The sequence below is a fragment of the Virgisporangium aurantiacum genome (assembly GCF_016863635.1).
GTDB classification, from domain to species: Bacteria; Actinomycetota; Actinomycetes; order Mycobacteriales; family Micromonosporaceae; genus Virgisporangium; species Virgisporangium aurantiacum.
Genome location: NZ_BOPG01000071.1, coordinates 80,269 through 91,891 on the forward strand (window position 1 = coordinate 80,269; position 11,623 = coordinate 91,891).

Below are 11,623 nucleotides of genomic sequence, written 5' to 3' on the forward strand. Positions count from 1 at the left end.
CTTTCAGCCGGAGGCCGGGCCGTCGTCGACGCACATGATGTTGCCCTCGCTGTCCTTGAACCAGGCAGCCTTTCCCATCCCGGGGATGGTGGCCACCGAGCCGTTCCACTCGACGCCGGGCATGCCTTCGTAGACCTCGAAGACGACCCCCTTGGCAACGAGATCGCGCACCTCTTGATCGACGTCCTCGACATGCCACTGGGCGATCGTGTGACCCGCCTGCCCGGCGAGTTCGGTCTTGTAGACGTTGAAGAAGGTCCCGCTGGCGGTCCGGTACCGCAACGCCTGCCCGCCGAACTCGGCGACGGGCGTCAGTCCCAGCTTGTCCGAGTAGTACTCGCGGGCTCGGTCGAGGTCGGCGGCGGGAATGTTGGCTTCCACAGCGCTGTGGCTCAGCATTGTTCCTCCCGATGCAGGCGAAGCTCCGGCGCGGCCACGCCCCGCGGAGCGTACGCCGAAGAGGCGCTCCGCAGGCCGGTTGGCCTGCGGATTCGGCCGTTCGGGTGACCGGGCGGCACCGATGAAGTGTGGGGCGGTGTCGAGGACGGCCATGCCGGTGGTGCCGGTGGCGACCCGGGTGAGTACGGCACCGGTCGGGTCGAGCACGCTGGTCGGGCCGAGACCGATGCGGGACTCGTCGCGCTCGCCGGTGACGTCGGCGGAGACCAGCCACATGCCGGTCTCGCGGGCCCGCCGGGCCCGGTACCAGCAGTACCCGCGCATCGTGGGCGGCGACCGCGGCAGCGGCCTGCGGGAACTGTGTGTCGTAGCAGATGTTGATTCCGAACCGGACCCGGTCGAGATCGAAGACCGGGTAGCTGTCGCCGGCGACGAAGACGGATTCCCCGATGGTCAGGAACGTCTTGCGGTACCGGCCGAGCACCTGCCCCCGGGTGATGACCAGCGCGGTGTTGAAATAGACGCCGCCAGCCCGCTCGATCATGCCGATCACCAGCGTCAGCAGGTCGACCTCCGCGGAGTCCGCCCGCACGGCGAAGTCGCGGACAACCCGCAGCGCCCCGTCGATGTCACCGAGAATCTCGTGTGGTGGTTGTCGTGCCCGTCCCAACGAGTCGATCTTGCAGTTGTGCTCGCCGAAAAACGGGCGAATTCCGGCGAAAGGGCGGGCACAACTGCAAGATCAGCGACGTTGGGTCCATCGTGCCGAGAGTGTCGGGTACCCGATTGATCGGGCCGACGCGATCGGTGTAGCGGGGCGCGGGGAGCGGCAGCGCTGGTCCACCCCCCTCTTTTTGCGGACCAGCGCCCCCGGCGACCACCGTAGGAAAGAGTTCGATACGAACTCGATACGTCAGGTACAAAAGGGGTCGTGGACGTCAGCTTCCGAGTACTCGGGCCACTGGAAGTCCACTACGGAGACTCCCGGCTCGAGATCGGCACACCGAAGCAGCGCACCGTTCTGGCGATGCTGTTGTTGCACGCCAACCAGGCGGTGACTCCGGCCCGGCTGGTCAACGAGTTGTGGCCGGAACACGCGCCGAACTCCGCGCACGCCAACGTCACCACGTACCTCAGCCGCCTGCGCCGCGTCCTCGCCGGGGCGGGCTGTCGATTGGAGCGGAGCGACTCCCGTTACGTGCTGACCACCCGGGCGGAGACGATCGACCTGCACCGGTTCGCGGCCGAGGCCGCCGCCGGCGATGCGGCGTCGGCCGCCGCTGATCCGGCCGCTGCGGCAGAGCGTTGGGGACGCGCGGCCGCGATGTGGCACGGCGAGATCTTCGAGGGCGTGCCGACGGGACCGACACTCGACATCGCCCGGACCGAGTGGACGGAGCGCCGGACGACCGTCCTCGAACAGTACGCCCGGGCGCAGCTGCGCCTGGGGAATCCGGCCGTCGTGGTGGCGGATCTGCGCCGCCATGCCGGCGCCGAGCCGCTTCGGGAGTCCGGCTGGCTGCTCCTCATGGCCGCGCTGTACCTGGAGGGCAATCCCGCGGCCGCGTTGCGCGCGTACGAGGACGCGCGGTCGGTCCTCGCCGAGCAGTTGGGTGTCGGTCCGACCGCGCACCTGCGCCGCATGCGGGACGCGATCGGCATCGACGACCGCGTCCGGGTCCTTGCGCAGCTCGACAGCGACACCGACAACGGTGCCGCCGGGGCCGCGGGCGCGCCGGTGGTGCCGCGCAGGAAACCGGCGCAGCTGCCCGCCGACGTTTCCGCGTTCACCGGTCGTACGGCTCAACTTCACCAGTTGACCTCGCTGCTGCGCCGTCCTCAGGGCCGGTCCACTGTGGTCGTCTCCGCGATCTCCGGCACGCCGGGCGTGGGCAAGACCGCCTTGGCGGTGCATTGGGCGCACCAGGTGGCAGAGCGGTTCCCCGACGGGCAGCTGTACGTGAACCTGCGCGGCTACGACCCCGACGAGCCGATGACCGCCGCGGACGCGTTGGCGCGGTTTCTGGCCGTCCTCGGGGTGGCCGACTCCGACATCCCGGTGGAGACCGACGAGCGGGCCGCCCGGTACCGCACCGAGACCGCCGGCCGGCGGATGCTCATCGTTCTTGACAACGTGCTGTCGGAGGATCACGTTCGGCCGCTGCTGCCCGGCACGGGTTCCTGCGCCGTCGTGGTGACCAGCCGCGACCGGCTGGCCGGGCTGGTCGCTCGGGACGGCGCCACCCGGCTCGATCTGGACCTGCTGCCCGAGGCCGACGCCGTCGCCCTGCTGCGCCAGCTCATCGGTGTCCGCGTCGACGCCGAACCCGAGGCCGCCGGCGCGTTGGCCAGCCTGTGCGCGCGGCTGCCGCTGGCCCTGCGGGTCGCCGCCGAGCTGGCTGTATCGCGGGCGACGACGAGCTTGGCCCAGCTGGTTGCCGAGCTGGGCAACCGCGACCACCTGCTGGACCGTTTGGACGCCGGCGGTGACCCGCACGCCGCGGTCGCGGCGGTCTTCTCCTGGTCCTACCGGCACCTGCCGGCCGACGTGGCGCGGGTGTTCCGGCTGTTCGGTCTGCACCCCGGCCGCGACGCCGACGCGTACGCCGTTGCCGCCCTGGCCGACACCGATCTCGACGCGGCCCGTCGCGCGCTGGATCTGCTGGCCCGCGCGCACCTCGTCCACCCGACCGGCGCCGACCGGTTCGGCATGCACGACCTGCTGTGGGCGTACGCGAAGGACGAGGCCGCCACCGACGACCGCCGAGCGGCGTTGGGCCGGCTGTTCGACTACTACCTCGCCACCGCGGCAACCGCGATCGACCTGCTGTACCCGGCCGAGGCGCACCGCCGGCCACGCGTGCCCGCGGTGACGACACCCGTGCCGGACCTGGGTGACCCGGCCGCGGCCCGGCGGTGGCTCGACGCCGAGCGCGCCTGCCTGCGTGCCACCGCCGGGTACGCGGCCACCGATGGCTGGCCCACGTTCTCGATCCGGCTTCCCGCGCTCCTGTTCCGCTACCTCGCCGGCGGGCTGCACGACGACGGCCTCGCGATCTTCCGCCATGGCCGGCACGCCGCCCGGCAGGTCGGCGATCGAGCCGGTGAGGCGAACGCCATCAACGGCATCGGCTCCGCATACGCCCAGGTGGGCCGGCACGCAGCGGCGGCTGAGCAGTTCAACCGGGCGCTGCGGCTGTTCGGCGAGGTGGGTGACCGCACCGGTGAGGCCCGCGCCCGGACCAATCTCGGGCTGACCGACGAACGGCTGGGCCGCTACGCGTCGGCCGCCGACCAGCACGAGCGGGCGCTGGCGAACTTCCGGCACGTGGGTGACCGCACCGGTGAAGCACGCGCGTTGACCAACCTCGGCATCGTGGAACAGCGGCTGGGCCGGCATGCCGCGGCGGGCGACCACCTGAGGCAGGCGTACGACCTGTTCAGCCTGCTCGGCGACCGGACCGGTGAGGCCAGCGCGCTGGACAAGCTCGGCACCGTCGACGCGGAGCTGGGTAGGTACGAACCGGCCGTCGACCATCATCAACGGTCCCTCGCGCTGTACCGGCAGCTCGGCAACCGGCGCGGCGAAGCGGGTGTGCTGGACAACCTCGGCATCGCGCACTGCCTGCTCGGTCGGCTGGAGGAGGCAGCGGCGTTCCACCTGCGCGCGCTGGCACTGTTCCGTGAGATCGGCGACCGCGACGGTGAAGCCTGGGCGCTCAACGGTCTCGGCGCGGCCTCCGAGCCGGCCCACGCCGCGCACCACTACGCCGCGGCGCTGACGGTCGCCGCCGAAACGGGCGTCCGCGACCAGCAGGCCCGCGCACACGCCGGCCTCGCCACGGCGTACCGGGCGACCGGCGACCTCGGCCGTGCCCGCGAGCACGAGGCGTACGCGTCGGCCCTGTACACCGACCTCGGCCGGCCGGCGCTGAAGGCCCTTTTGTGACGACGGAGAGCGCGCTACTGCGACGGCAGGGGGAACGCGACCGGGCTGTGCCGCCCGCGCCGGTCGACCGCGCGGACGCCGAAGAACACGTTGTCCTTGGAGAGGTCGATCCGGGCGGTGGTGACGTCGCCGACCGGGACGACGTGGGTCCACACCGGTTCGGTGGTCTCCCGCCACACCACCTCGTACCCGGCGAGGTCGGGCTCGGGTCCGCGGGTCCAGACCAGATCGGTGTCGTTGGTCAGGCGGTTGGTGAGGATCTGCACGCCGGTCGGGGTGCCCGGACCCTGCGCAAGTGACCACAGGACCGCGGCGTTGACCCGGGCAACCCGCCCGATGTAAGCGAAGTCGCAGAACTCCGGCAGGTCACCGAACTGCTTGCCGTTCTCGACCCGCACGTCCTGGTGCTGGTGGGCGAAGTCCTCGCGGGGCTCCGTGAACCGCGCGGCCGGGTACGCCTGCTCCAGGAACGCGATGTGGTCGCTGCCGCGCAGATACCGGTCCCGTCGGTAGATGACCCGGATGCGCATGCCGGTGGCCGGGTTCTCGGCCACGTCCTGCACGAATCTGGCCAGTTGACGCGACGGGGAGTCGTTCTCGCCGCCGACGTTGCGACGGATGTTGGCCTGCTGCGGCGTCTCGGCGGTGGGCACGCCCTCGGCGAACAGGCGGACCGTGTGCGGGTCGCGGCTGCCGTCGTCGCCGACGCTGCTGCCCACGATGTCGTAGCTGAACATGCCCTGGACGTCGGCGCCGGCGGCCTTCATCAGCGTGGCCATGTGCCGGGACCCGAAGAGCCCCTGCTCCTCGCCGGCGACCGCCGCGAGGACCACGGTGGCCCGGAGCGGACGGGTGGCCAGCAGCCGGGCGACCTCCATGGCCACGGCCACGCCCGAGGCGTCGTCGTCGGCACCCGGGGCGTCGGCGACGGCGTTGAGCACGTCGGTGACGCGGGAGTCGTAGTGCCCGGTCACCACGTAGATCCGGTCGGGTGCCTCGACTCCACGGAGGGTGGCGACCACGTTCGTGATCGTGGTGGCGGTGGGGATCCGCGGTGCCGGTTCCTGGACGTACGACTGGAGCTCGACGCTCATCCGCCCGCCGGACGTGGCGGCGTACCGCTGGAACTCCTGGAAGATCCAGTCCCGGGCCGCCCCGATGCCCCGGTTCGGGTCGTCCTGGCTGGACAGCGTGTGCCGCGTGCCGAACGCGGCGAGACGGCGAACGATGGCTTCGATGCGCCCGGCGTCGACCCGGCGCAGGAGGTCGCGCAGCTCCGGGTCGGGCGCCTGCGTGGTGGCCGGACGCGGGCCGGAAGCGCCGCCGGTCGCCGCGGCCACGTCCGGTTCGGCCGCGGCGCGGGTGGCCGCTCCGACGGCACCGACGAGGGCGCCCCCGGTGGCGAGCGATCCGGTCAGTACCACGCGCCGGCTGGGCGTACCCGGGATGACCACGGGTGACGGCTCGGACGATGACGTCGCCATGAGGCGTTTCTACGCCCCGGACCGAAGCGCATCCATAGCTGTCTCTATGTTTGGCCCATCGCGCCAGGACGGGCGCGGCAAGCGTGGCGTTCGACGTTACTATTCACAATGTGTATAGTGGCCCCCTGTGAGTGTCGCGCACGTCCTGTTGGGAATGCTCGCGGAGGGTGCAGCCCACGGCTACGACCTCAAGCGGGCGCATGATGCCCGGTTCCCCAGCGCCAAGCCGCTGGCGTTCGGGCAGGTCTACACGGCGCTGGCGAAGTTGGAACGCGAGGGGCTGGTCGAGGTGGCGGAGACGGGGCAGGACGGCGGGCCGGAGCGGACCACGTATGCGCTCACCGGCGAGGGCGGGGCGGCGCTACGCGATTGGCTCGCCGGTACCGAGACGCCGGGGCCGTACTCCGCCGACGAACTGGTACGCAAGGCGGTCACCGCGTTGCGGCTCGGCGTCGACGCGAGCGGCTTCCTGCGTTCGCAGCGGGCGGTGCACCTGGCCCGGATGCGCGATCTGCTGAGCCAGCAGCGCGACGCGGTCGACGTCGACGCGCGCATCGAGATCGACCACTCCATCTTTCACCTCGACGCGGATCTCCGGTGGCTGGAGACCGCGGCACAACGGGTGTCCGGTAAGGGGGCGGATCCGTCATGAGTGTGCTGGTGGCCGCGCACGCGGTGCGCAAGTCGTTCGGCCGGACCGAGGCCCTTCGCGGTGCCACGATGTCCGTCGACGACGGCGAGGTCGTCGCCGTCACCGGTCGGTCCGGCAGCGGCAAGTCCACGCTGTTGATGTGCCTGGCCGGTGTGCTGCGGCCGGACGCCGGGCGGATCGAGTACAGCGGCGGGCGGCTCGACGAGTTGTCCGAACGGGATCGCACCCGGCTGCGCCGGCGGGAGTTCGGGGTGGTGCTCCAGTTCGGCCAGTTGGTGCCGGAACTGACCGCCGTGCAGAACGTCGCGCTGCCCTTGCTGTTCGAGCGGCACGAGCGGGCCGCGGCGATGCGGTCGGCCATGAGCTGGCTCGATCGCCTCGGCGCCGGCGACGTTGCGGGCGCCCGGCCGGGCGAGTTGTCCGGCGGTGAGGCGCAGCGGGTGGCGATCGCCCGGGCCCTCGTCACCGGGCCACGCGCGATCTTCGCGGACGAGCCGACCGGCGCGCTGGACACGGTCTCCGGCGATCAGGTGCTCACCGCGTTGCTGACGGCCGCCCGGTCCAGCTACGCGACGGTCGTTCTGGTGACCCACGACAACCGCGTCGCCGCCCATGCCGATCGCGAGATCGTCCTGCGTGACGGCGCCGTCGAGCCGGCGGCGGTGGCGCGATGATCGGCGTCAGCCTGGCCCTGATCCGCGCCGGCGGCTGGCCCCGCATGGTGCTCCTCGCGACGTGCACCGCGGTGGTCAGCGGGCTCCTGCTGGTGGTCGTCGCGATCCTGCGGCTACCCGCCGAGCCCACCGAGTCGCTGTTCGCGCTGGTGTACGAGCCGGGCCTGCGCGGGGGCACCGCATTCGGCACAGCCATGCTGTGCGTGCCGGCGCTTCTGTTGCTGCACCAGGCCGTGCGGCTCGGCACGGCCGCGCGGGAGCGCCGGCTCGCGTCGCTGCGCCTCGCCGGCGCGACGCCGGGCGACGTCCGCGCGATCGGAGCGATCGAGGTGACCGTCCCCGCGTTCGTCGGCAGCGTCGCGGGAATCGGCGTCTACGGCCTGCTGCGCGTCCTGTTCGGGGGGAGTGCCGCGTACGTCCGGCTCGTGCCCACCACCGTGGCTCCGTCCGGGTGGCAGGTGGGTCTGGTCGTCCTCGGCGTCACAGGGCTCGGCCTGGCGGTGGGCCTGTTCGCATCCCGGCGAATGGTGGTCACGCCGCTCGGCGTGACCCGGCGGCAGGCCCCGCCGCCGCCGCGGCCGTGGGGGGCGTTGCTCATGCTCGCCGCCCTCGGCGGCGCTGTGCTCTCCACGTTCACCACGAGAATGTCCCGCCAGGTCGACCAGCTGATCATCCTGGCCATGGTGACGCTGGCGGTGCTCGGCATCGTGAGCCTGGCGCCCTGGTTCGCGTACCGGGCCGGCCGGTTCGTCCTCGGGCGCACCGCCTCGCCCACGACGACGCTGGCCGCCGGCCGCGTGGTGGCAGAACCGCGGGCGGTGGGGCGGGCGGCGGCCGCCGTCGGCGGCATCGCGCTGGTCGCCGGCGGCGCCGGCGCGCACCTGGACGACGTCGTGCGGCCGGCCGACAGCGACACCTTCTTCAGGGTGTCCTACCTGCTGGTGGCGCTGCTGTTGCTGACGGCTCTGCTGCTGGTCGTCGGCACGCTCGTCGTGCACTCGGTGGAGTCGCTGCTGGACCGCAAGCGCTCGATCGCCGCGCTGGCCGCGCTCGGCACGTCGCCCAGGGAGTTGGAGCGGGTCCAGTTCGCCGAGATCGCGCTCGCGTCCATGCCGGTGGCGGCGGCCGGTGCGCTGATCGGCTCGGTCGCGATGGGCGTCCCCACACTCACGTCGCCGTTGTCGATCGCCCTGCCGTTGGTGACGATCGCGGTCGTCCTCGGCCTGCTGTGGCTCGCGGCCGAACTGGCGGTGCGCGCCACCCGGCCATGGGTGCGCCGCGCCACGGCGGTGGACAACCTGCGCACGCCCTGATCCGGTGGGAACCGCGTGCGCTGTCCTTCCGTCGAACGGACATGAGGACACTGACGGGGACCGGGGCGGTGTTCGCCGCGGGTCTGCTGCTGTTTGCCGGAGACGTGGGAAGCGCCGGCCGCGACGCCGGTGCGGCACCCACCGCGCCGTCGGCCTCCGCGCCGGCTGCCTACCCGAGGAACCTGATCCCGGACGGGTACACCGGTCGCTTCCGGATCGGGGCGATGGTTCTGCAGGACGAGCACCACGGCCCGCAGTTGTGCGTCGCTGCCTTCACCTCGAACCCGCCGCAGTGCGGCGGGCTCGACATTCCCAACTGGAGCTGGGACGGTCTGCCTTCTGAGACCGCCGCGGCGACCAAGTGGGGCAGCTACGTGCTCATAGGCACGGTCGACGGCACCACCTTCCGGCTCACCGAGCCGGCGCGGGCCGCGACGGACGACGACCGCGGCCTGTTCCGGCAACGACTTTGGCCCGGCTCTTCCATTCCCTGTCCGACTCCGGCCGGGGGATGGCGGCCGGTCGACCCGGCCCGCACCACGCACGAGGCGTTCGCGGCGGCCTACGGCATGGTCAACGCCCAGCCCGACTACGCCGGTTCGTGGCTGGGACGGTTGACGCCGCCCGACGGGACGAACGATCCGGACAAGGTCGTGCTCGTCGTCCGGTTCACCGGGGACCTGGCCCGGCACGAGGTCGAGATCCGTGCCGCGTACGGCGGCGCGATATGCGTGACCGCAGCCGAACGCTCGATGGCCGAACTCACCAGGATCCAGGTGGACGAGGCCAGCGAGCCGGGGACGACGTCCTCCGTCGACCCCGTCACCGGCATCCTCGGGATCGAGGTCTTCGTGGGGACCCAGGCACGGCAACGCGAACTGGACGCCAGATACGGCCCGGGGGTGATCGTCCTCACCGGGCTGCTCATACCGATCGACTGACCGATCGTCAGGCTGACAGGGCGCCGGTGAGACGTTCCAGCCGGTTGGCCACCCGGGTGAGCTCCCGGACCTGTCCCGCGAGCGCCGAGGGTGAACGGATCTCCAACCGTGCCCATTCCGCCGTCACCTCCGGTCATGCGTCGGCGAGTCGCGGTGCGTGCGGCCGGCGCCCTCGGCGGGGATCAACCCGTCGACGATGTCGGCGAGGTGGTGGACGCCGCGGGTGGTGGCCATGCGTTGGGCGATGCGGCGTGCGGCGTCGCGGTACCGGTGGTCGTCGAGCACGGTGCGAACGGCGTCGCGGATCGCGGCGGGGGTCGGGGTTTCGGTCCGGAGCCGACGCCCGACACCCGCCCAGGCGACCCGGGCGTTGACTTCGGGTTTGTCTTCGTGGGTGCCGGCGGCCACGATCGGCACGCCGTAGCGCAGGGCGTACTGCACGCCGCCGTACCCGCCGTTGGTGACGTAGACATCGGTCCTGGGCAGGAGGTCGTCGTAGGGCAGGAACTCGGCCGCCCGCGCGTTGGCGGGCAGCGGCGGCAGCGACCCGATGGGGCGCCCGCCGGTGGCGACGGCGATCAGCACGTCCTCTTCGGCGAGGCCCTCCAGCGCCGGTGCGATCAGCTGTCCGTAGTCGTTGTTGGCGGCGGTGCCCTGGGTGAGGTGGACGACGGGTCGCGAGCCGTCGAGTTCGGCCCACCACGGCGGAAGGGGCGCCTGCGAGCCCGACGCCGAGATCGGTCCCGCGAAGTGCAGGGTGGCGGGGGCATCCGAGCGCGGGTACTCGAACTCGGGCACGGTGAACTGCACGATCGCCTCGGCGTGCCGCGGCCAGTCGAGCACCGCGAAGGGAATCGAGCGGCCGTGCAACTGATGGAAGATCTGCTCGGCGATCCGCTCGACCGGCGGAAACACCAGCTTGCGGGTGATCGTGGCGAGGAACCCGTTGCGCAGCCGGCCGAGCGGGCCGCGCAACGGGGTGAGCCCCATGCCGAAGGGCGCCGTGTCGCGGCTGGAGATCGGCAGCGGAAAGATGCCGCACACCACGATCGGCGGCCGCACGCCGAGCGGGTGACCCAGCAGGAACGCACCGCCCACGAACGCCGGGTCGATCAGCAACACGTCGGCCGGTTCGGCGGCGTGCGCCGCCATCACGGCATCGTGTTGGGGCAGCCCGGGGCGGACGAAGACGTGCTCGATGTCGTGGGCGACCGCCTTCGTGCCTTTCAAGGCGGCGCGCCCGGGAAACGTCTCGTTCCAGTTCTGCCGGTCGTCGAAGTCGGCGTCGGCCGGCAGCGGCACATGCGCGGCGCCGGTGGCCCCGACCCGTTCGGCGAATCGGGATCCGGTGATGAACCGCACCCGGTCGCCCCGCCCGGCCAGATGCCGCGCGACCGCCAGCAGCGGGGTGACGTGCCCGTGGATGGGCATGGTGGCGATGATGATCGACGACATGACGACGCCTCTCCGCGGCCACGAAAGATCGGATACATTAGGACCCATGGAGCAGTATTCATCTGTACGCGATACTAGTCAATATGTCGGGCGCTGAGACCCGCCCCCGCGCCTACCGGTCCGAGCTTCGCCAGCAGCAGGCGGCGCAGACCCGCAGGCGCATCATCGAAGCCGCCATCGAGGAGTTCAGCCACCACGGCTACCAGGCCGCCACGCTCGCGCAGATCGCCAAGCGAGCCGGTGTCTCGATCGAGACGGTGCAGAAACAGGGTCCCAAGACCGCACTCCTGTGGGCCGCGGTCGAGGTCGCCTCGTTCGGTGTCGAAGGACGCGGCCTCGACTTCCTCACCACCGGCTACGGCATGGCCATGCTCAAGATCCCCGATCCGGACGGGTTCGCGACGTTCATCGGCGAAACGTTCCTCGTGCTCAACGAGCCGACGGCCGGCGTCTGGACCGCGGTCACCGGTGTGGCTCCCGCAGACAGTGAACTGCGCGGCCAGTTCGTCGAGCGGCTCGCCGAGATCAGGGAGCAGGTCGAGAACGTCCTGCGCGTCGTGGCGGAGCGGGGTTGGCTGCGCACCGACGTGCCCTTCGACGACCTGGTCGAGGCGTTCTGCGTCATCATCAGCGTCGAGACCTACGTGCGCTTCGTCCGCCTGGACGGCAGGTCACCCGGGCAGTACAAGGCGTTTCTGACGCGAACCGTCCGCGACACGATCCTCCGGCGCTGACCCGGCAGGCGCGAGCGACGGC

Annotated in this window: 9 protein-coding genes and 1 pseudogene; 6 read left to right on the top strand and 4 right to left on the bottom strand. The window is 71.7% G+C overall.

Annotation, left to right across the window (positions count from 1 at the left end; translation table 11 throughout):
- Positions 1-3: 3 nt before the first annotated feature.
- Both Vau01_RS46640 and Vau01_RS63950 read right to left on the bottom strand, forming a co-directional pair.
- Entirely contained in the window at positions 4-723 is a 720-nt protein-coding gene (locus Vau01_RS46640) for a VOC family protein (RefSeq protein ID WP_239152424.1), read from the bottom strand.
- Positions 724-763: 40 nt separating this feature from the next.
- Positions 764-943, bottom strand: a pseudogene (locus tag Vau01_RS63950) (carbon-nitrogen hydrolase family protein); the annotation flags it as partial.
- A 387-nt stretch (positions 944-1,330) separates the two neighbouring features.
- Between Vau01_RS63950 and Vau01_RS46645 the strand changes: the two are divergent.
- Positions 1,331-4,348: an AfsR/SARP family transcriptional regulator gene (locus Vau01_RS46645; RefSeq protein ID WP_204007024.1), complete on the top strand. Its 3,018-nt coding sequence runs from the start codon at positions 1,331-1,333 to the stop codon at positions 4,346-4,348.
- Between the two features lie 14 nt (positions 4,349-4,362).
- On the opposite strand, the gene Vau01_RS46650 is transcribed toward Vau01_RS46645, so the two are convergent.
- Complete coding sequence (locus Vau01_RS46650; RefSeq protein WP_204007026.1) at positions 4,363-5,832, bottom strand: M20/M25/M40 family metallo-hydrolase; 1,470 nt, start codon at positions 5,830-5,832, stop codon at positions 4,363-4,365.
- A 127-nt stretch (positions 5,833-5,959) separates the two neighbouring features.
- Here Vau01_RS46650 and Vau01_RS46655 point away from each other — a divergent pair, with 127 nt between their 5' ends.
- Genes Vau01_RS46655 through Vau01_RS46670 form a run of 4 tightly spaced genes read left to right on the top strand, consistent with a single transcriptional unit; the run spans position 5,960 to position 9,412 of the window.
- The gene (locus Vau01_RS46655) at positions 5,960-6,484 is read left to right on the top strand and encodes a PadR family transcriptional regulator (RefSeq protein WP_204007028.1); all 525 of its coding nucleotides are present in this window, start codon (positions 5,960-5,962) and stop codon (positions 6,482-6,484) included.
- On the top strand, positions 6,481-7,158 hold the full coding sequence (locus Vau01_RS46660) for an ABC transporter ATP-binding protein (RefSeq protein WP_204007030.1): 678 nt from the start codon (positions 6,481-6,483) through the stop codon (positions 7,156-7,158). The genes Vau01_RS46655 and Vau01_RS46660 overlap by 4 nt, the downstream gene beginning before the upstream one ends.
- A complete protein-coding gene (locus tag Vau01_RS46665; protein ID WP_204007032.1) occupies positions 7,155-8,471 on the top strand; it encodes an FtsX-like permease family protein in 1,317 nt (438 codons plus the stop codon). Before Vau01_RS46660 ends, Vau01_RS46665 begins: the two co-directional genes overlap by 4 nt.
- A gap of 41 nt (positions 8,472-8,512) precedes the next feature.
- Complete coding sequence (locus Vau01_RS46670; protein WP_204007034.1) at positions 8,513-9,412, top strand: hypothetical protein; 900 nt, start codon at positions 8,513-8,515, stop codon at positions 9,410-9,412.
- 123 nt (positions 9,413-9,535) lie between these two features.
- Here the strand turns inward: Vau01_RS46670 and Vau01_RS46675 are convergent, their stop codons facing one another.
- Positions 9,536-10,867 carry a glycosyltransferase gene (locus Vau01_RS46675; protein WP_204007036.1) on the bottom strand — a complete coding sequence of 444 codons (1,332 nt, stop codon included), beginning with the start codon at positions 10,865-10,867 and terminating at the stop codon, positions 9,536-9,538.
- A gap of 83 nt (positions 10,868-10,950) precedes the next feature.
- Here Vau01_RS46675 and Vau01_RS46680 point away from each other — a divergent pair, with 83 nt between their 5' ends.
- Positions 10,951-11,601, top strand: coding sequence for a TetR/AcrR family transcriptional regulator (locus Vau01_RS46680; protein ID WP_204007038.1), 651 nt, complete (start codon positions 10,951-10,953; stop codon positions 11,599-11,601).
- Positions 11,602-11,623: the final 22 nt, after the last annotated feature.